The sequence below is a fragment of the Citrobacter sp. C1 genome (assembly GCF_014596895.2).
GTDB lineage: Bacteria > Pseudomonadota > Gammaproteobacteria > Enterobacterales > Enterobacteriaceae > Citrobacter > Citrobacter gillenii.
Map to the genome: position 1 here is coordinate 4491439 of NZ_CP115035.1, position 20172 is coordinate 4511610.

The following is a 20172-nucleotide window of genomic DNA, read 5'->3' on the forward strand; positions in this document are numbered from 1 at the left end:
GCGCTGCGCTTATCCGGCCTACGCGATAATTCCTTGTAGGCCGGATAAGGCGTTTACGCCGCCATCCGGCGCGACACTTTAAACACCGCAACGGTCTGATTCAGGCGTGCCGCCTGTTCTTCGAGCGCAGCCGCCGCTGACGCGGATTCTTCCACCAGCGAGGCGTTTTGCTGCGTCACGCGATCCATCTCGGCAACGGCCTGACCAACCTGATCGATTCCCCGACTCTGCTCATCAGAGGCCGAAGCAATCTCACCCATGATATCGGTCACGCGGGTGACGGCGCTGACGATCTCCGCCATTGTTTCACCCGCCTCATGCACCAGTGCGGTACCGGCGTTGACCCGATGACCAGAATCATCAATCAGGGCCTTAATCTCTTTAGCCGCCTGCGCGCTGCGCTGCGCCAGAGTGCGCACTTCTCCTGCTACTACCGCAAAACCACGCCCCTGTTCACCGGCGCGTGCGGCTTCTACCGCCGCGTTCAGCGCCAGAATATTGGTCTGGAAGGCAATACCGTCAATAACAGTGGTAATTTGCGCGATTTTGCTGGAACTGGTGGCAATTTCATCCATGGTACGCACCACGCCATCAACCACCGTGCCGCCTTTTTGCGCCGTCTGCGAGGCATTTTTTGCAAGGCTAGTCGCCTGTCGTGCATTATCCGCATTCTGTCTCACGGTAGCGGTGAGCTGTTCCATGCTGGCTGCCGTTTCCTCCAGCGATGCGGCCTGCTGTTCGGTACGCGAGGAGAGATCGTTGCTGCCCGCGGCGATTTCACCCGCCCCGGTGTAAATCGTATCGGCCCCGTCACGCACCACGCTAACCGTGTTCGCCAGCGACTGCTGCATATCGCGGACGTTACGTGCCAGCAGCGCCATTTCATTGCTGCCGTCAGCACTGATGCTGTGGGTCAGGTCACCTGCGGCAATATGGCGAATATGTTCCATCACCTCGCGCAGTGGCTTCAACAGTACGCGCTGCATGGCTATCCAGCTAACGACAATCACCGTGACCACAATCAGCATGACGGCAGACAGCAACCAGATAATTTTCTGGTAGTCATTCTCGTTATCCTGCACGCCCGCATTTGCCAGCGCGGATTGTGCCGCACGCCATTCCTGATACACACCCTGCATTGCCGTCTGCTTTTGTTCAGCATTCTGTTTGAACATCTCTTCCAGTTTGCCTTCCGCCAGCAGCGCGTTCATTTTGGCAAGCGTGGTCGAATAAATGCCGTACTGCTCTTCCAGTCGATCAGCCAGATGTTCATCCAGACCCGGCGTTTCCGGCAACGCATAGTATTTATCGTAATGCTCTTTCGCTTCTGCCAGCAGGCGATTTGCCGTGCTTACCAGCTCTGCTAGCTGCCCGCCGTTCACCTCGCTGGCCATCGTGCCCTGCAGACGCAGCATGCCCCGGTTGAGCGTGACGCGCGCCTGGTTCAGGCTAATCCACGCATCGGTAAACTCGGCCACGTTCTGGCTGGAAAGCTGAGACACGTTAAAATTTTGCTTATCGTTGTTGAGTGCGCCAATAAAGACGCCTGCGGAGATGAGCTGCATCGCGCCCAGGGAAAGTAACACGGTGATAAGTAAGGTTATCACTTTGATTCGTTTGAACATCTGTTGCCTTTTTATTATGCAGGTATTGTCTGAGGTCTAACTATCGGCAGCCGCGCCCGCTTATTTAATCTTCTGACGCGGCTTTTTTCGCCGTTTTGCGCCTTTTCAATAAGATTCAGCAGGTTAACGGCATAAGAAATTTTCGTGACAGCCATCACAAATCCCACCACCCCGAAAGGGGTATATCCTTCGCTATAAGTTGCATTTAAAATACATCTTATATTATTGAGAATGAGGTAACGGCTATGTCTTATCGCGATCAACCTTTAGGTGAACTGGCGCTCTCTATTCCTCGCGCTTCGGCACTGTTTCGTAAGTACGATATGGATTACTGCTGCGGCGGTAAGCAAACGCTGGCACGCGCTGCCGCACGTAAAGAGCTGGATGTCGAGGCTATCGAAGCCGAACTGGCAAAACTGGCTGAGCAACCGTTGGAAAAAGACTGGCGCAGCGTGGCACTGGCAGAAATTATCGACCATATCGTCGTTCGTTATCATGACCGCCACCGCGAACAGCTGCCGGAACTGATCCTGCAGGCCACCAAAGTTGAACGCGTGCACGCAGACAAACCAAACGTACCACGCGGTCTGGCGAAAAACCTGACCATGCTGCATGACGAGCTGTCCAGCCACATGATGAAAGAAGAGCAGATCCTGTTCCCGATGATCAAACAGGGAATGGGTAGCCAGGCGATGGGGCCAATCAGCGTAATGGAAAGCGAGCATGACGACGCCGGTGAGCTGGTCGAAGTGATCAAGCACATCACCCAAAACGTGACGCCGCCGCCGGAAGCCTGCACCACCTGGAAAGCCATGTATAACGGCATTAACGAACTGATCGACGACCTGATGGAACACATCAGTCTGGAAAACAATGTGTTGTTCCCGCGTGCCCTCGCTGGTGAATAAAAAGGGCGCCTGAGAGCGCCCTGATTGATGAAGCATTAGAGCCGCGTCGCGGCTCTTTTTTTATTAACGTACACCTGCCATACGTTTCTTACCGATAAACAACCAGCCCAGCCCCAGCGCAATGAACCACAGCGGCGTGACGATCAGCGCCTGACGGGTATCTTCTTCCAGCGTCAGCAGTACCAGCACGAACACGAAGAACGCCATGCACACCCAGCACATCACCTTGCCCCACGGCATTTTGTAAATCGACTTCTCATGCAGCTGCGGACGCTGTTTGCGGTACACCAGGTACGAGCAAAGAATGATGGTCCAGACAAACATGAACAGAATCGCCGATACGGTGGTGATCATGGTGAACGCACCGATCACGCTCGGATTAACGTACAGCATCACCACACCGCCCAGCAGGCAGATACAGGAGAAGGTTAAGCCTTTCGCCGGAACAGCACGTTTGGACAGCTTGGCGAACGCTTTCGGTGCCACGCCTTCCTGCGCCAGACCGAACAACATACGGCTAGTCGAGAACACACCGCTGTTCGCAGAAGACGCCGCAGACGTCAGAACCACAAAGTTAATCAGGCTCGCCGCCGCCGGCAAGCCGACCAGCACGAACAGTTCGACAAACGGGCTCTTGGTTGGAACCACCGAGCCCCACGGGGTGACAGACATAATCACAATCAGCGCGAACACGTAGAACATGATGATACGGATTGGAATCGAGTTAATCGCACGCGGCAGGGATTTCTCCGGATCTTTGGTTTCCGCCGCTGTCGTCCCGACCAATTCAATACCCACGAACGCAAACACCGCAATCTGGAAGCCCGCAAAGAAGCCGCTCAGACCTTTCGGGAACCAGCCACCGTCATTCCACAGGTGGGTGAACGATGCCTGAACGCCAGTAGGTGACTGGAAGTGCGTCAGCACCATCACCAGACCAACCACGATCAGGCCGACGATGGCGACAATTTTGATCATCGCAAACCAGAATTCCATCTCACCAAACATTTTCACCGTGGCGAGGTTGAGGACCAGCAGCAGAATGATTACCGCCAGCGATGCCACCCAGTCGGATAGCCCAGGGAACCAGAATTGCGCATACGCGGTAATGGCAACGACGTCCGCCATTCCTGTCACGACCCAGCAAAACCAGTAGGTCCAGCCGGTAAAATACCCAGCCCACGGCCCGAGCAGGTCGGAGGCGAAATCACTAAAAGATTTGTATTCGAGATTCGAGAGCAGCAATTCTCCCATTGCACGCATCACGAAAAACAGCATAAAACCGATGATCATATAAACAAAGATGATCGACGGCCCGGCGAGGCTGATGGTTTTCCCGGAGCCCATAAACAGGCCGGTACCGATAGCGCCACCAATGGCAATAAGTTGAATATGTCGGTTTGTGAGATTGCGCCGCAGCGACTGTTCAGACGAAGCCTCTTCGTCGGCAACGACTTTTACCTGATCTACCATGTTTTTTTCTTCCTGTACCTGTCTGTGTTGTTCAGGCTCTACGGCCTTTGGTGTGTCTATGATACGACGATCCCGTTATCAGGACTCATCGATATTAGGTAAGAATTGGCGGGATGAATACTAAGATTTAGATATAATGTTAATTTTATGTTTAAAGTGAGTGTCATATCACTCTGATAGCGCGAATCAGCTCACAAAAATACGCGCAAGTGCGCTATTTGCAAGATAAAATATCGACATCGGTATAACTATAGCTTTTCACGCTATTTCTCTGCTCCCCCCAAGGCTGAGGGGAACAGAAGTCACTGCTTACAGGATTTCAAGCAGCTCAACGTCGAATACCAGCGTGCTGAACGGAGGAATGGACGCACCCGCGCCACGCTCGCCGTAGGCCAGTTCCTGAGGGATAGTCAGCTCCCATTTGGAACCCACCGGCATCAGGGTCAGCGCTTCAATCCAGCCAGGGATAACGCCGTTAACCGGGAATTCAGCCGGTTCACCACGGGCAACGGAGCTGTCGAACACGGTACCGTCGATCAGCTTACCGGTGTAGTGCACGCGTACACGGTCGGTACGTGCCGGAATAGCCCCTTCGCCCTGCGTCAGAACGCGGAACTGCAGACCGGATTCAGTGCTGTTTACACCGTCTTTCTCACGGTTTTCTTCCAGATATTTGACGCCATCAGCAGCCATAGACTGGAAACGCTCGCGACGGACCGCATCAGCACGTTCGTGGATTTCACGCAGCGCACGGTGCACAACGTCAACCGGCACAGCTGGATGTTTGCCTTCCAGCGCGTCAGCGATACCCGCAACCAGCGCTTCAGGCAACAGCCCTTCCAGACCGGATTCGCTCAGCTGCTGTCCTACCTGCAAACCAATGCCGTAGCTTGCTTGCGCTTCGATAGTGTCAAAAGTCGGGGTGGCCATCATATTTCCTTTCATCGGAGGTAAAGTAGCGGGCAGCATAGCAGCCATGCCGCATCCGGTAAAACTTTGTCTCGGGAACAGATGACAAATCGCGAGGAAACATAAACAATAGGAATATCCCGCGTTGACGTCACGAAAGCGGGCATGAAGGCAAATATCATAGAATCAGGCATCTATACTCTATGATTCAGGAACGAGACGCGGAGCAGGAGGAAAGCCATGCCCGGGCGCTTTGAATTAAAACCAACCCTGGCGAAAATCTGGCATGCACCGGACAATTTTCGCATTATGGACCCGCTACCGCCTATGCATCGCCGCGGCATTATTGCTGCCGCTATCGTGCTGGTGATAGGTTTCCTGCTCCCTTCCAACGATACCAGCGATACTCCTGCGGTCACACGTGATGCCCAGTTGGATCTCCAGTCGCAATCGCAGCCACCCACTGAAGCTCAGCTGCAGGCGCAGCTGGTCGCCCCGCAAAACGATCCGGGTCAGATGGCACCGGTCGCACCGGAACCCATCCAGGAAGGCGATCCCGATGCGCAGCCGCAAGCCCAGCAGTCCCAGCCTCAGACGCAGCCTTTTCAGCCCGATAGCGGGATTGACCAACAATGGCGTACCTACCGTGTAGACTCCGGAAAAACGCTCGCCCAGGTGTTCCGTGACCATAATCTTCCACCGACCGATGTGTATGCCATGGCGCAGGTTGAAGGTACCGGAAAACCGCTGAGCAACCTGAAAGACGGTCAGATGATACAAATCAGGCAGAATGCCAATGGCGTGGTCACGGGGTTAACCATCGATACCGGCAACGGCCAGCAGGTGCTGTTTACCCGCCAGCCTAACGGCAGCTTTATTCGCGCACGTTAAATGTACTGATTGCCGGGTGGTGACTTCGCCTTACCCGGCCTACGGCTCCCGCGATTGTAGGCCTGATAAGCGGTAGTGCCATCAGGCGTTACCGCTTCACCTTATTCACCCACCAAATCCCCGAACAGACCAGCACCAGCGCCACTGCGTATTTCCATTCGAGAATGTTCTCACCAAGAAAAATCGACGACAGCACCGCACCAGAGACCGGGATCAGGAAGTTAAACGGCGCGATCATTCCCACGCGGTTGTATTTGAGCAGAATACTCCACAGTGCGAACGCCACTGAGGAGAGCAGCGTCAGGTAGCCCAGAATCGCCACCGATGCAGAGCCGTGGACGGTAAGTGTTCCGCCAAAAGCGTAGCCACCGATAACCAGAGCCAGACCGCCCATCCCCAGCTGATACCCCGTCATTACCGTCGGGTCAACCGTCTGCGAAATACGTTTTCCGTACAGCGTAGCGGCAGAGAGAATAAAGGCCGCCAATACCACTGAACCGTCTCCTAACAGGGTAAAGCTAAAATCCATCAGCCCACTGTTAAAATTCACCACCATCACGCCAGCAAAGCCCAGAATGCAGCCCAACGCTTTGTTGTAGCTCAGCTTGTCGTTCTGATAGATAAAGTGGGCCAGCAGCACGCTAAAGAACGTTCCGGTGGCGTTCATGATTGAGCCTTTCACACCCGTGGTGAAGGCCAGACCAATATAGAAGAAGATGTATTGCAGCGAGGTTTGCGTCAGACCCAGCAGCGTAAGCTGACCAAATTGACGCGGACTTAACCTGCCAATGGGTTTGCGCTGCGCCATCGCCAGCAGTAGCAGCAATAACCCCGCAAACAAAAATCGGTATCCGGCAAAAACAATCTTTGACGGAATATCATCGGTGGCAATCTGGAAAATCTCATATCCGCTTTTAATTGCCGGATAGGCGCTCCCCCACAGCAGGCAGCAAAATGCCGCGCTCAGGTAGACCACGTTTTTACGCGCGAACAGAGGTTGGTGCGTTGTGTCCATGCCATCACCACTTTGAAATTGTGTTTTATTTTTATGATTATCGCGAAAAGGATAAAGAATAGCCAGAGCGAAAAACAGGAGGGCAGAAAAGCAAAACGCCGGCACAAGGCCGGCGCTTTTACGCGGTTTTTAGAATAAAAACTTATTCTGCAACTACGTTTACAGTCAGCTTAGCAAACACTTCGCTGTGAACCTGGAAGCTCACTTCGTGCTCGCCAGTGGTACGCAGAACGCCGTTCGGCAGACGAACTTCGCTCTTAGCCACTTCAACGCCAGCTGCAGTTACAGCGTCAGCGATGTCGCGAGTACCGATGGAACCGAACAGTTTACCTTCGTCGCCTGCTTTAGACGCGATGGTTACGGTTTCCAGTGCATTGATTTTCTCAGCGCGAGCTTCAGCAGCAGACAGAACGTCAGCCAGTTTGGCTTCCAGTTCAGCGCGACGTGCTTCGAAGAATTCAACGTTTTTCTTGGTAGCAGGAACAGCTTTACCCTGTGGTACCAGGAAGTTACGAGCGTAGCCCGCTTTAACGTTAACCTGATCACCCAGGCTACCCAGGTTTGCTACTTTATCAAGCAGAATAACTTGCATTACCTTATCCTCTTAAAGTCGTTAATAGACAGCGGCCGATTACTGATGACGATCGGTATACGGCAGCAGGGACAGGTAGCGAGCGCGCTTGATGCAGCGAGCCAGCTGACGCTGGTATTTTGCACGAGTACCGGTGATACGGCTCGGGACAATTTTACCGCTTTCGGTAATGTAGTTTTTCAACGTTGCGATGTCTTTGTAATCAATCTCAACAACGCCTTCCGCGGTGAAACGGCAGAACTTGCGACGACGGAAATAACGTGCCATATGGCTAGTCTCCAGAATCTATCAATTCAATCTGCTCGGCATGCAGAACCATTTTGCTCAGGCCGTTCTTTGCCTTGTGGCAAGAAATGAACCCCTGAACAGTTACTGCGCTACCGACCGTTATACTGTGAGTAATGGCCTGGTTTTCGTGTCCGCTAATAATAACGGGCATTTGGCACCACGCCTGCCGGTGGAAACCGGCTTCCTCCTGCACAGAACGATGCTCAAGCACGAACTGGCAATGAGGAATTCCTGATGGGCTGACCTTGCGAAGCGGCGTCCTGCACACTGTGCCAGATAACACCAGACGGTTGGTCATCAGAAATTACTCTTCAGAATCCCCAGCTTCAGCATCATCTGCGGTTTCGTTAGCGAAATCATCGCGACGTTCACGACGCTCGTCTTTCGCTTTAACCATCGGAGATGCTTCGGTAACAGCGTGCTTAGTACGCATTACCATGCTACGGATAACGGCATCGTTGAAGCGGAAGTTTGTTTCCAGCTCATCGATAACTTCCTGCGGCGCTTCAACGTTCAGCAGAACGTAGTGAGCTTTGTGCAGTTTGTTGATCGGGTAAGCCAGCTGACGGCGGCCCCAGTCTTCCAGACGGTGGATCGTGCCTTCTGCTGCAGTGATTGCACCAGTGTAGCGTTCGATCATACCCGGAACCTGTTCGCTCTGGTCAGGATGGACCATAAAAACGATTTCGTAATGACGCATCGAATTGCTCCTTACGGATTATTCAGCCTCCTGTCTGGGTCAGCCGAGGCCCATGGAGGCAAGGAACGTGTTAAAGGTCGGCTGAAAAATGACGCGTCATAATACTGGCGGTAGCAGGTAAACTCAAGGTGATTGTATGAATATTTATCAAACCGTCATTAATACATATCCACCAGCATTTTGACACTGATGCAAATCGAGACAATCACAATCATCGGTCGGATGACTTTCTTCCCACGCGTCAGCACCACCGAGGCTCCAAGACGCGCACCGAGAGATTGCCCAACGAACATCACCAGTCCCAGCGACCAGATCATTTTACCGCCGAAAATGAAGAACAGAATCGAGGCGATGTTCGACGCCAGGTTAATAAAGTTGGAGTGAATTTGCGCCTTATCGATGCCGTATCCCCATAACGTGATATAGCAGAGCGTATACAAGGAACCGGCCCCTGCGCCGAGAAAACCGTCATAAAAACCTACGCACCCACCGCCGATAAGTGAAAAGAGAAACAGCGATACCTGCTGCTTTCTTTTTGGTTCGCTCAGGTTAGGGGCAAAAATAAAGTAGATGGCGACGGTAATTATCAGCACCGGCAGCAGCTTTTTTAGCAGGTCCGGCTCAATGAACTGAATCAGTGTGGTACCCAGCGCGGAACCGATAAAGGCAGATAAGAACACATACTTGTGTTCCTGCACGTTGATATGCCCCCGGCGCAAAAAGTAAATCCCAGAGGTGAGTGAACTACCCAGAGCCTGAATTTTATTGGTCGCCAGCGCATTGGCCGGCGGTAAACCGGAGATCAACAATGCGCCAATTGAAAGAAACCCACCGCCCCCTGAAACCACATTAATAAAACCCGCCACCAGCGCAACCATAAACATAATCACGAAGTAGCTGAAATCCATGAATGAAGTATCCATAAGCTTTTGCCTTATAATCATGAAGTTATATTCTTTTTCAGCTCACTATAAACGGCGTACCCTTCCGGTTAAATTGACCATTTGGTAAGAGCTTATGCCGGGGAAACAGGAATTTTTTAACCGTAGCGGAAGGTATCAGTTGATTGTTAATTAAAGAAAAGACGGCTATGCGGTAATTTTTTGAACAACTGCATCAGAAATGGTCGCTATCGACTCTGTCGGTTGTGGTTAAAATTAAATCAGAAGTTATCCACTCACAGGAGAGCGCTAACCAGAGACCGCGGTCGAGGAGGTACCTATGCGAACCCGTGTGTTGACCCTTTTGGCCGTGCTATTGCTCAGTGCAAATGCAATGGCAGCCATTGAAATTACCCACCGTCAGGCCAGGAATATGGATGATGTGCAGAGCTTAGGCGTGATTTACATAAACCATAACTTCGCCACTGAAAGTGAAGCAAATCAGGCCCTGAATGAAGAAACAGATGCGCAAGGCGCCACCTACTACCACGTGATCCTCACCAGGGAACCCGGAAGTAACGGAAATATGCACGCCAGCGCGGATATTTATCGCTAGCTACCCAGAAATAACCAACGAGAACATTGCCACAGTTTGACTTGCCCCCTTGATTGGGGGCTTTTTTTTACAGTAAAACGCCGCCGAAGCCAGACCGATAACATCCCCTTAAAGATTTAGCTCCGGGGCATTTTTCTTACTTCTGCCCGTAATAGGCGTTCGGACCGTGCTTACGCATGAAGTGTTTATTCATCAGGTAATCATCGATGGGATTAAGCCCGGAGTTAATGCCGCGCGCAATCCACGCCATCTTTGCCACCTCCTCCATCACCACCGCATTATGCACCGCATCCTCGGCATCTTTACCCCAGGCAAACGGGCCATGCTGATAGACCACAATGCCCGGCGTATGTAACGGCTCAACGTCGGCTAGCGTTTCTATGATCACCTTTCCTGTGTTCAGCTCATATTCGCCCTGCACTTCTTCTTCCGTTAATGCCCTGGTGCAGGGAATATCGCCAAAAAAGTAATCCGCATGGGTGGTTCCCAGCGCCGGGATCGCCTGCCCCGCCTGCGCCCATGCTGTGGCGTGGGTAGAGTGGGTATGCACTACGCCGCCAAGCGATGGATAACGCTGATACAGCGCCAGATGAGTCGCGGTATCAGAGGAAGGGCGATAGCCACCCTCCACCACTTTCCCTGACATATCCACCACCACCATATCGTCTACTGTCATATGCGTATAGGCGACACCGCTGGGCTTGATTACCACCTGCCCGCGTTCACGGTCGATAGCGCTGACGTTGCCCCAGGTAAAGGTCACGAGGCCATAGCGCGGTAGATCCATATTGGCTTCGAACACCTGCTGTTTGAGTTTTTGCATTACGCCGCCTCCACCAGACCTGCGCTTGCCATTCGGGCCTTCACCCAGTCACGCGCTTTCGCCACTTCCGCCGCCGGGTCGTCAGTGGTTTCACTCCACATCTCAATCAGATAGGGTCCGCAATAGCCACTCTGCTTGAGCGTCTCAAAACAACGCTCGAAATCGACAACGCCCTCGCCAAACGGTACGTTCTTGAATACGCCGGGTTTAGTGTCTTTCACGTGTACGGCGACGATGTGTCCGATTCCGGCCTGTAGCTCCATCTGTACGTCGTTATCCCACGCCGACAGGTTGCCGATGTCTGGGTAGAGCTGGAACCACGGGTTATTCAGGTAGTGCGCGTAGCCTAGCGCCTTGCTGATCGAGTTCATCAGCGGGTAATCCATGATCTCCATCGCCAGCGTCACCTGTGCGCGGCTCGCCATCTCGACGCTCTCTTTCAGCCCGTCACGAAAACGCCGACGCGTCTCGTTGTTGGCTTCTTGATAGTAAACGTCATAGCCCGCCAGTTGGATGACTCGAATGCCGACGTCCTGGGCGAACTGGATCGCTTTACGCATGATCTCCAGCCCCTGCGCACGTACCACGTCATCTTCACTGCCGAGCGGGAAGCGACGATGGGCGCTCAGGCACATCGACGGTACCCGCACGCCGGTTTCGGCAACGGCGTTAACCAACGTCAGACGCTGCTCACGGCTCCAGTCGAGACGCGCCAGGCGAGCGTCGGTTTCATCTACTGACATCTCAACGAAGTCAAAACCCAGCGTTTTCGCAAGCTGTAGCCGCTCCATCCAGCACTCTCCGGCGGGGAGTGCTTTCTCGTAGATGCCGAGCGGAATTTGTTTCGACAGCATAATTGCTCCTTAGCCCCACAGCTGGGCAATAGAGCGTTTAAACTGACGCGCGGCTTCAACCGGGGAAGCGGCATCGCGAATGCTGCGACCCGCGATAAAGACGTGAATCGGAATGCCTTTGAACAGCGGCAGATCTTCCAGCGCCAGGCCACCGGTCACCGTGACCTTAAAGCCCATATCAGACAGACGTTTGATCGCGCTGATATCCGCGTCACCCCACGCCACACCTGCTGCCTGTGCATCGCGACTGCGGTGATACACCACCTGTTGAATGCCCGCTTCACGCCACTCCTGCGCTTGCTCCCAGGTCCAGTAGCCGGTCAGTTCAATCTGCACGTCGCCATTGAACTCTTTCGCCACGTCCAGCGCACCTTTGGTGGTATTGATATCTGCACAGCAGATAACTGTCACCCAATCCGCGTTGGCTTCAAAACACATGCGGGAGAGAATTTTTCCCGCGTCGGCGATTTTGGCGTCTGCCAGCACGATTTTATGCGGATACAGCGCTTTCAGGTCGCGAACCGCACGCACGCCTTCGGCAACGCAAAGAATGGTACCCACTTCAATAATGTCTACTTCATCGGCAATCAGGCGTGTCGTTTCATACGCGGAAGACATGGATTGGTTATCCAGCGCAACCTGCAACATAGGTAATGACATTTTGGTGTTCCTTTTAAACAGCCGCCGCGGTGGCGTTATCAATTAAATCCAGCACTTCCTGCGCGGTGCGGCAGGCACGTAAACGGTCGAAGTTAGCTTCATCGTCAAACAGGTTAACGATCTGCATGATGCCCACTTCTTGATGGGTGTTGGCGTCAACAGCCGCCATCGTTATCAGGATATCGACAGGGTCGTTATCTTCATGGTTGAAGACCAGCGGCGTTTTCAGGGTCACCAGCGCAAAACCGGTTTTCTTCACACCTTCTTCTGGGCGCCCGTGCGGCATCGCCAGACCCGGCGCTATCACAAAATAGGGACCATGTTGGGCAACGCCATCCAGAATGGCCTGGTAGTAGCGCGGCTCAACCACATCAGCCTTAACCAGCAGATCAACGCCCAGCTTGACCGCCTCCTGCCAGGTGCTGGCCTCGGCCTGTAATAGGATCGCGTTATTGTCCGCCAATGAATCTCGTAATTTCATATGGCGTCCTTACTTCACATCTTGTGGGAAATGCGCGTTGATCACTTCCAGCAGCTTTGGACCAAAGTCAGCGGGCGACAGCATATTACGTACACCCACCACGTATTTATTGCCGGTAACGGTAATCTCACCGGCGATGTGGGTGGAGGCAATGATGATATCCGCGCCGCTCAGTTCACTTTTGTATTCACCCACCGCGCAGCTGTTCACCGTGTGGTCGATATTTGACTGGGTTAAAAACTGGTCCACTTTCATTTTCATAATCATGGAGCTGCCTTGCCCATTACCACATACAGCCAGAATACGTACGGTCATAATCGGAACTCCTTATTAAGCAGACTGTTCTGCCAGTTGTTTTTCTGCGTCTTCCTCAGCGCGCAATGAGCGTCCTGCGAAAAACATATAAGCCAGTGCAATCACAATAATGACGGCCATAAAAATCAGCCCTATGGAGGCGAAGCCCTGCATCATCGGCGGTGCCAGAATTGACCAGTCCGCCATGCCCATCCAGGCGCTCATACCGGTGAGTTTCACCGCCCAAACGCAGCCGAAGATTTCAATCATTCCCATCACCAGGCAAATCTTGAGCGCAGCACGCCAGCCGCCAAAGTGATTAGCAAACACGCCGATAGTGGCGTTAGAGAAGAACATCGGGATAAAGCCCGGAATGATCAGAATGGAGGAACCTACGCCGACAAGGATGCCGACGGCGATCAGCTGACCGATAGTGCCCCACATAAAGCCCCAGACCACGGCATTCGGCGCGAAGCTATAAATAGCCGCACAGTCGATGGCCAGTACCGCCCCTGGGATTAGACGCTGGGAGATACCGTTAAAGGCTTCAGAGAGTTCGGCGACAAACATGCGCACGCCCTGAGTAATAATGAAAATGGCCACCGCAAACGAGAAGCCGGTTTGCAGGATATAGACCGTCCAGTGGGTTTTCCCCGCCATCGCCTGCACCACATCGATACCGAAAGAGAGCAGGATCGCACCGAAGAAAATGGTCATCACAATCGCTGTCGAGACGATGTTGTCGTGGAAGATATTCAGCCAGCCTGGCAGCTTGAGGTCTTCAACGCTTTCCTCCTTTTTGCCCAGATACGGTGCGATTTTATAAGCAATCCACGACGCAAACTGCTGCTGGTGCCCGATAGAGAAGCCGCAGCCATCAGTCACTTCCTGCGTCGGCTTGTACATCATGTTTGAAGTGATGCCCCAGTAAAGCGACACCAGCACCGCAGTGCAGATAATGGTGGTCCACATGGAATAGCCGAAGATATAGAACGAGACCGCAATCAATCCCGCCTGCTGAAACATGATGTGCCCGGTCAGCATGATGGTGCGAATACCGGTAATCCGTCGTAGCAACACGTAACAGATGTTCAGCGCCAGCGCTAACAGCACCGCATAGCCCACCCAGCTATAAGCGTCGCCCATGCGTTCAATGGTTGCCATCATTGAGGCGTAGGTATCGGAAATCGCCCCGTTGATGCCATAAACCTCAGACATCTTCGCCACGACCGGTTTGAACGTGCTGGTGAGAATGCCGGACCCGGCCTGCAGCAGCATAAAGCCGATGATCGTTTTGATAGTGCCCTTGATGATAACGCTGACACTTTTACGCAGCAGGATGTAACCGAGGCAGGTCACAATACCCAACAGCAGCGGGGCGTTGGTCATGACCTGATTAAAGAACACGGTAAAGATGTTGTAGAGGATCTCCATAACGATCTCCAGTAGACGAAGTTGCTGAACATTCATTACAGATGCCCAGGATATTGTGCCCTCACTTTAGTTTTCAAAAGTAATCACATCAAGATTGAATTTGATTAAATGTGATGCAGTACGCAAATTATTCACTTACGAATGAAATGGTTTTTCCCACATTCAATCAAACGAAAATAAAATCAATAAAAACAATTAAATATGATTATTAATTAATGAGAGGGCACTTTATCTTATTGCAATATTTATCGAGAGCGTCTCTTTTTGTTGAAAAAACACGCATTGCCATTTTGATAAAATGGTGTCAGGATTAATCAAAATAAGTCACAATTTGATTCAACTTGAACAAACCTGAAGGTAAATGCGATGAGTAAAGTAAAAAGTATCACGCGTGAATCATGGATCCTGAGCACATTCCCGGAGTGGGGCAGCTGGCTAAACGAAGAGATCGAACAAGAACAGGTTGCACCAGGCACCTTTGCGATGTGGTGGCTGGGCTGTACCGGAATTTGGCTGAAATCGGAAGGCGGGACTAACGTCTGCGTTGATTTTTGGTGCGGAACAGGCAAGCAGAGCCACGGTAATCCACTGATGAAAACAGGCCATCAGATGCAGCGTATGGCAGGCGTGAAGAAACTCCAGCCAAACCTACGCACCACGCCGTTTGTTCTCGATCCTTTCGCTATTCGCCAGATCGATGCCGTTCTCGCCACGCACGATCATAACGATCATATCGACGTGAACGTTGCTGCCGCCGTCATGCAGAACTGTGCCGACGATGTGCCGTTTATCGGACCACAAACCTGTGTGGATCTGTGGGTGGGTTGGGGCATGCCAAAAGAACGCTGCATCGTGGTGAAGCCAGGCGACGTCGTTAAAGTAAAAGATATTGAAATCCATGCGCTCGACGCGTTTGATCGTACGGCATTAATCACCTTGCCTGCGGATCAAAAAGCGGCAGGTATCCTGCCTGACGGCATGGATGCACGTGCGGTTAACTACCTGTTCAAAACGCCGGGCGGTACGCTATATCACAGCGGTGATTCTCACTACTCCAACTATTATGCAAAGCACGGCAACGAGCATCACATCGACGTCGCACTTGGCTCCTACGGTGAGAACCCGCGCGGTATCACCGACAAAATGACCAGTTCCGATATGCTGCGTATGGCAGAAGCGCTGAACACCCAGGTGGTTATCCCCTTCCACCATGATATCTGGTCAAACTTCCAGGCCGATCCACAGGAGATCCGTGTTCTTTGGGAGATGAAAAAAGACCGGCTGAAGTATGGCTTCAAACCGTTTATCTGGCAGGTTGGCGGCAAGTTCACCTGGCCGCTGGACAAAGATAATTTTGAGTATCACTACCCGCGCGGCTTTGAAGACTGCTTTACCATTGAACCGGATTTACCGTTTAAATCCTTCCTGTGATTGCAGTTAAAATGCCGGGTCTTCCCGGCATTTTTACCCATTTATCTTAGTATTTTCAGGCTATTTCAAATATCATCTTTTCAAATCAATTTGTATCGGAATAGCTCATGACTGAAGCACAAAGACATCAAATATTGCTGGATATGCTGGCGCAATTGGGCTTTGTTACCGTTGAGAACGTGATTGAACGTCTGGGAATCTCACCCGCCACAGCGCGCCGGGATATCAATAAACTCGACGAAAGCGGCAAGCTCAAGAAAGTCCGTAACGGTGCAGAAGCCATTACCCAGCAGCGCCCGCGCTGGACCCCAATGAATCTGCATCAGGCGCAAAACCACGACGAAAAAGTGCGGATTGCCAAAGCCGCTTCCCAGTTAGTGAACGCGGGTGAAAGTGTCGTGATCAACTGTGGATCAACGGCGTTCCTGCTTGGCCGCGAAATGTGTGGCAAACCGGTGCAAATCATCACCAACTACCTGCCGCTGGCGAATTTTCTGATCGACCAGGAGCATGAAAGCGTCATCATCATGGGGGGGCAGTACAACAAAAGTCAGTCCATCACGCTGAGCCCACAAGGCAGCGAGAATAGCCTGTATGCCGGACACTGGATGTTTACCAGCGGTAAAGGACTGACCGCTGACGGACTGTATAAAACCGATATGCTCACCGCGATGGCTGAACAAAAGATGCTTAACGTGGTCGGCAAACTGGTGGTGCTGGTTGATAGCAGCAAGGTCGGTGAGCGCGCGGGCATGCTGTTCAGCCGTGCCGATCAAATCGACATGCTGATTACCGGCAAAAATGCGAACCCTGAGATCCTGCAACAGCTGGAAGCACAGGGCGTGACTATTCTGCGCGTTTAGAGGTGTTGGCGGAAAAACGCGACTGTCGCCGCCAGCGCTTCTGGCGTGATGCGATGCCGTACGCCTGCTTCCCACAGGCAGGTCAGAGAGTTGTCCAGACCTGCCTGGATTAGCGCCTGTTGTAAGCGGAAGGTTTCCACTGCCGGCACCACGTCGTCATCCTGGCCATGCCACAACAGCAGCGGTCTGTCGGCAAGGCGCTCCAGTTGATGCGTTACCTCCCAGTCAGCCAGTGGCGCGACAATCGCATCAAATTCCGCCTGCTGCTCCGTCGTCTGTACCAATACTGGCGGAAAAAGCGTATGGGCAAGTCGGGTAAAATAGCCCGATCCCATCAGGCAGGCTGCACATTTCACCTCGGGATGGCGCGCCATAATGCCCAGCGTTGTCATGCCCCCCATAGATGCCCCTGCCACGGCAAGACGTTCATCCAACAGCCAATTTTCAGCCACCAGCGCCGCACGTAACGCCGTAAATTCCTGCATGTTTTGCTGCAATATCTGCCAGAAGCGGTGCATTCTTTCCTGCGCATTACCGTGGAAGCGCGTGCCATGATCGGGCGCATCGGGCATGATGACCCGAAACCCGGCCTGTGCCAGTGCAACGGCAAAATAGCTGTAGACCAGACTGGAAGAGGTAAACCCGTGATAGACGATAACGCAGGGGAGTGAAAGGTCGTTTTTATTCGTGGGAAATGCGTGCAGGACAGGGATCCCCGCCAACTGTCGTGTTTCAATTTCTATCATATGTCGCCTCTTTTTTTCTGGTATGCCATGGCGAAATACTTAACGCAAGTGAATGTGTGCGGCAATGATTCATAATGTTGAGAACTGGGTTACGCTTTCGCAACATTTTCATTCGAAAATCGCGTGAGAGATAACAATTCGGGAACATTCCCCCTAAAGGGAAATTAATAAGGCACTACACTATGGCTATCAGGAAACGAGATAGAGTTATGCATCGGTTTGCCTCTTTGATGCTGGTGATGTTGTTAAGCGCCTGTAGCGTGCTGCAGGGCACGCCACAACCGGCACCGCCCGTCGCCGATCACCCACAAGAAATCCGCCGTGACCAGAGTAATGGGTTACAGCGATTGGGGGTTGTGAGCGCGTTGGTAAGAGGTTCTCCAGATGATGCGCTGGCAGAGATCCGCGCCAAAGCCGCTGCGGCTAAAGCTGATTATTACGTTGTCTTATTAGTCGATGAGACCATCGTAACAGGCCAATGGTATTCACAAGCCATTTTGTATCGTAAATAACATTGGGTTGAAATTTAGTCAGTTTTACATTGCTTTGCGCCCCTATGCGTTTTCCTGTGCACAATAAACCAACAGCAGGGAGCTGGAGGTTTATTCTCGCGATGGAATGCCCTGCCACGTGTAGGGGTACGAATAATGGAGCTGACGATGAAACAATCACTAGCCTTATCCTCACTGCTGCTTTCTGCTGGAATGGTGGATACCACGGCACAGTCTGCCGAGTTCGCCAGCGCTGACTGCGTAACGGGTCTCAACGAAATTGGCCAGATATCTGTCAGTAACATTGCGGGAAATCCGCAGGATGTGGAGCGTGTTGTGGCGTTAAAAGCGGATGAGCAAGGTGCCTCATGGTACCGGATTATTCAGATGTACGAAGAACAGCAGCCCGATAACTGGCGCGTACAGGCCATACTTTATGCATAACAGATTGCCGGATGGCGTAAACTTATCCTGGCTACAACGAACGTAGGCAGGATAAGACGCGCCAGCGTCGCCATCAGGCATATTATTACCGTAATCCCCCCGTTGCCCGCAGTAGCAAATCATTCTGTACCTGTTCAGACAACTTCATCCCGCCGCGCGTATCCAGCATCATCTGACACCAGGCCTGCGCCACGGGCGGAGACGCATAACGCAACATCTGCGTCCCGCAGCCGAGCAGGAACAGCTGCTGGGTAATTTCCCGTCCCAGCGCTTCACTGGGTTTGTGTAAATGCGGCTGTAGCTTACGCACCATTCGATCGTAATGCCTGTCTTGCCCTTTGACCTCGGCAAAGGCCTCGCTGAGCATGTCGACCATACCTGGTTGTTTCGCCAACACCCGCAACACATCAAGGCACATGATGTTGCCAGACCCTTCCCAGATGCTGTTGACCGGCATTTCACGGTATAAACGCGGCAGCTCACTCTCTTCGCAATAGCCTGCACCGCCGAGCACCTCCATGGCCTCTGCAACAAATGGCATACCGCCTTTGCAGATGGAAAACTTGGCTGCCGGGGTGAATAACCGGGCCCACAACGCTTCTTTCGCATCCGTTCGACGATCCCAGGCCCGCGCCAGGCGAAACAGTAGCGCGGTTTGACCTTCCAGTTGAAGCGCCATGCGGCTTAATACCTGTCGCATCATCGGTTGCTCAATCAACGGCTTGCTAAATACCTGGCGTTGATGCGCATGATAAATGGCGACAGAAAAAGCGCGTCGCATCATACTGTGGCTCCCCAGCGCACAGTCAAAACGCGTCATGCCGCCCATTTTCAGAATATGGCGAATACCTTCACCTTCTTCTCCCAGCAGCCAGCCCATCGCGTCCTGAAACTCAACCTCACAGCTGGCATTAGAGCGATTGCCTAGCTTATCTTTCAGGCGCTCAAGACGGATGGAGTTACGCTGGCCATCAGGTAAAAATCGCGGCACAAAAAAGCAGGATAAGCCGCCCCTGGCCTGCGCCAGCACCAGATGGGCGTCACTTTGCGGTACCGAGAAGAACCATTTATGCCCCACCAGCCGATACGCACCATCCGCCAACCGTTCTGCCTGAGTGGTATTGCTCAGCACATCCGAGCCACCCTGCTTTTCCGTCATCCCCATACCAATCAGCAGGCCGCGTTTTTGCCCACCGGGCAGAAGATGAGAATCGTAGCGATCGCTACGCAGCGGCGTCAGCCAGTCATGAAATTGCGAAGGTAACATCTGGAGTAACAACGGCGTAGCGGCAAAGGTCATGGTCACCGGGCATAAGGTTCCCGCTTCCACCTGTGCATGCAGCATAAAACGTGCAGCTCGGGCAACAAACGTTCCCTGCCGCGCATCCTCTTCCCAGGCAAGATTATGCACGCGGTTGGCGCACAATCCCTGCATCAGTAAATGCCAGGCGGGATGAAAGCGCACATCATCCAACCGCTGCCCCTGCGGATCGTATCGCAGCAGTTCAGGCGGATACGCGTTAGCCAACCTACCCAGTTCAAGCGATTCTGCAGTGCCTAATTGCTGACCAATACTGGCGAGGAGATCGCTATCCCAGGCAGCGCCTTCGCGGTTGACTGCTTCACACAGTGCTCCATCCGATAGGTATAAGTTGCTGTTATTGAGTGGTACAGGTTGGTTAAAAACGGTATGCGTTTGCCAATGCATTGTGTCTCCCTCCATCAATGGCCATCGCCTTAAGTATGGTCAGAA

At 52.7% G+C, this 20172-nt stretch carries 24 protein-coding genes and 1 pseudogene; 7 read left to right on the forward strand and 18 right to left on the reverse strand.

Annotation, left to right across the window (positions count from 1 at the left end):
* Positions 1-53: 53 nt before the first annotated feature.
* Complete coding sequence (locus IB214_RS21535) at positions 54-1625, reverse strand: methyl-accepting chemotaxis protein (RefSeq protein WP_117342421.1); 1572 nt, start codon at positions 1623-1625, stop codon at positions 54-56.
* 245 nt (positions 1626-1870) lie between these two features.
* Here IB214_RS21535 and ytfE point away from each other — a divergent pair, with 245 nt between their 5' ends.
* Positions 1871-2533, forward strand: a complete 663-nt coding sequence (gene ytfE / locus IB214_RS21540; RefSeq protein WP_115259604.1) for an iron-sulfur cluster repair protein YtfE — start codon at positions 1871-1873, stop codon at positions 2531-2533.
* A gap of 63 nt (positions 2534-2596) precedes the next feature.
* Here the strand turns inward: ytfE and cycA are convergent, their stop codons facing one another.
* Both cycA and fklB read right to left on the reverse strand, forming a co-directional pair.
* Positions 2597-4006 (reverse strand): D-serine/D-alanine/glycine transporter, encoded by a 1410-nt coding sequence (gene cycA, locus IB214_RS21545; RefSeq protein WP_096758556.1) that lies wholly within the window; start codon positions 4004-4006, stop codon positions 2597-2599.
* Positions 4007-4315: 309 nt separating this feature from the next.
* The gene (fklB, locus tag IB214_RS21550; RefSeq protein ID WP_168246986.1) at positions 4316-4936 is read right to left on the reverse strand and encodes an FKBP-type peptidyl-prolyl cis-trans isomerase; all 621 of its coding nucleotides are present in this window, start codon (positions 4934-4936) and stop codon (positions 4316-4318) included.
* A 219-nt stretch (positions 4937-5155) separates the two neighbouring features.
* Between fklB and IB214_RS21555 the strand changes: the two genes are divergently transcribed.
* Positions 5156-5806 (forward strand): OapA family protein, encoded by a 651-nt coding sequence (locus IB214_RS21555; protein WP_096758557.1) that lies wholly within the window; start codon positions 5156-5158, stop codon positions 5804-5806.
* 88 nt (positions 5807-5894) lie between these two features.
* Here IB214_RS21555 and IB214_RS21560 read toward each other — a convergent pair whose 3' ends face one another.
* From IB214_RS21560 to IB214_RS21590, 7 genes and pseudogenes are all read right to left on the reverse strand, one after another.
* Entirely contained in the window at positions 5895-6821 is a 927-nt protein-coding gene (locus IB214_RS21560; RefSeq protein ID WP_096759481.1) for a DMT family transporter, read from the reverse strand.
* Between the two features lie 142 nt (positions 6822-6963).
* Complete coding sequence (gene rplI / locus IB214_RS21565) at positions 6964-7413, reverse strand: 50S ribosomal protein L9 (RefSeq protein ID WP_003025676.1); 450 nt, start codon at positions 7411-7413, stop codon at positions 6964-6966.
* A gap of 39 nt (positions 7414-7452) precedes the next feature.
* Positions 7453-7680, reverse strand: a complete 228-nt coding sequence (gene rpsR / locus IB214_RS21570; protein WP_002210155.1) for a 30S ribosomal protein S18 — start codon at positions 7678-7680, stop codon at positions 7453-7455.
* Positions 7681-7684: 4 nt separating this feature from the next.
* Positions 7685-7999, reverse strand: a complete 315-nt coding sequence (gene priB, locus IB214_RS21575; RefSeq protein WP_096758558.1) for a primosomal replication protein N — start codon at positions 7997-7999, stop codon at positions 7685-7687.
* Between the two features lie 6 nt (positions 8000-8005).
* Entirely contained in the window at positions 8006-8401 is a 396-nt protein-coding gene (gene rpsF, locus IB214_RS21580; protein WP_096758559.1) for a 30S ribosomal protein S6, read from the reverse strand.
* Positions 8402-8471: 70 nt separating this feature from the next.
* A pseudogene (locus tag IB214_RS21585) lies at positions 8472-8555 on the reverse strand (hypothetical protein); the annotation flags it as partial.
* Positions 8556-8559: 4 nt separating this feature from the next.
* Positions 8560-9324, reverse strand: a complete 765-nt coding sequence (locus tag IB214_RS21590; protein WP_096758560.1) for a TSUP family transporter — start codon at positions 9322-9324, stop codon at positions 8560-8562.
* Between the two features lie 298 nt (positions 9325-9622).
* Here IB214_RS21590 and yjfY point away from each other — a divergent pair, with 298 nt between their 5' ends.
* Positions 9623-9898 carry a DUF1471 family protein YjfY gene (gene yjfY / locus IB214_RS21595; protein WP_096758561.1) on the forward strand — a complete coding sequence of 92 codons (276 nt, stop codon included), beginning with the start codon at positions 9623-9625 and terminating at the stop codon, positions 9896-9898.
* A 136-nt stretch (positions 9899-10034) separates the two neighbouring features.
* Here the strand turns inward: yjfY and IB214_RS21600 are convergent, their stop codons facing one another.
* The 6 genes from IB214_RS21600 to ulaA are packed head-to-tail and all read right to left on the reverse strand — an operon-like array spanning position 10035 to position 14444.
* Positions 10035-10721, reverse strand: coding sequence for an L-ribulose-5-phosphate 4-epimerase (locus tag IB214_RS21600; RefSeq protein WP_117342422.1), 687 nt, complete (start codon positions 10719-10721; stop codon positions 10035-10037).
* Positions 10721-11575, reverse strand: a complete 855-nt coding sequence (ulaE, locus tag IB214_RS21605) for an L-ribulose-5-phosphate 3-epimerase UlaE (RefSeq protein WP_117342423.1) — start codon at positions 11573-11575, stop codon at positions 10721-10723. The genes IB214_RS21600 and ulaE overlap by 1 nt, the downstream gene beginning before the upstream one ends.
* 9 nt (positions 11576-11584) lie before the next feature.
* On the reverse strand, positions 11585-12235 hold the full coding sequence (gene ulaD, locus IB214_RS21610; RefSeq protein WP_096758564.1) for a 3-keto-L-gulonate-6-phosphate decarboxylase UlaD: 651 nt from the start codon (positions 12233-12235) through the stop codon (positions 11585-11587).
* A gap of 13 nt (positions 12236-12248) precedes the next feature.
* Positions 12249-12716, reverse strand: a complete 468-nt coding sequence (gene ulaC, locus IB214_RS21615) for a PTS ascorbate transporter subunit IIA (RefSeq protein ID WP_096758565.1) — start codon at positions 12714-12716, stop codon at positions 12249-12251.
* Between the two features lie 9 nt (positions 12717-12725).
* Entirely contained in the window at positions 12726-13031 is a 306-nt protein-coding gene (gene ulaB, locus IB214_RS21620) for a PTS ascorbate transporter subunit IIB (protein ID WP_096758566.1), read from the reverse strand.
* A gap of 15 nt (positions 13032-13046) precedes the next feature.
* Positions 13047-14444: a PTS ascorbate transporter subunit IIC gene (gene ulaA, locus IB214_RS21625; protein WP_096758567.1), complete on the reverse strand. Its 1398-nt coding sequence runs from the start codon at positions 14442-14444 to the stop codon at positions 13047-13049.
* A gap of 366 nt (positions 14445-14810) precedes the next feature.
* On the opposite strand from ulaA, the gene ulaG reads away from it, so the two are divergent.
* Both ulaG and ulaR read left to right on the forward strand, forming a co-directional pair.
* On the forward strand, positions 14811-15875 hold the full coding sequence (gene ulaG, locus IB214_RS21630) for an L-ascorbate 6-phosphate lactonase (RefSeq protein WP_117342424.1): 1065 nt from the start codon (positions 14811-14813) through the stop codon (positions 15873-15875).
* A 107-nt stretch (positions 15876-15982) separates the two neighbouring features.
* Positions 15983-16738 carry an HTH-type transcriptional regulator UlaR gene (gene ulaR, locus IB214_RS21635; RefSeq protein ID WP_096758569.1) on the forward strand — a complete coding sequence of 252 codons (756 nt, stop codon included), beginning with the start codon at positions 15983-15985 and terminating at the stop codon, positions 16736-16738.
* Here ulaR and yjfP read toward each other — a convergent pair.
* Complete coding sequence (gene yjfP / locus IB214_RS21640) at positions 16735-17484, reverse strand: esterase (protein ID WP_117342425.1); 750 nt, start codon at positions 17482-17484, stop codon at positions 16735-16737. The genes ulaR and yjfP overlap by 4 nt on opposite strands.
* A gap of 182 nt (positions 17485-17666) precedes the next feature.
* Between yjfP and bsmA the strand changes: the two genes are divergently transcribed.
* Together bsmA and yjfN are read left to right on the forward strand one after the other, a co-directional pair.
* Positions 17667-17996, forward strand: coding sequence for a biofilm peroxide resistance protein BsmA (gene bsmA, locus IB214_RS21645; protein ID WP_117342426.1), 330 nt, complete (start codon positions 17667-17669; stop codon positions 17994-17996).
* A gap of 147 nt (positions 17997-18143) precedes the next feature.
* Positions 18144-18419 (forward strand): DUF1471 family protease activator YjfN, encoded by a 276-nt coding sequence (gene yjfN / locus IB214_RS21650; protein ID WP_135912687.1) that lies wholly within the window; start codon positions 18144-18146, stop codon positions 18417-18419.
* Positions 18420-18504: 85 nt separating this feature from the next.
* Here yjfN and IB214_RS21655 read toward each other — a convergent pair whose 3' ends face one another.
* Positions 18505-20127 (reverse strand): isovaleryl-CoA dehydrogenase, encoded by a 1623-nt coding sequence (locus tag IB214_RS21655; protein ID WP_115259611.1) that lies wholly within the window; start codon positions 20125-20127, stop codon positions 18505-18507.
* Positions 20128-20172: the final 45 nt, after the last annotated feature.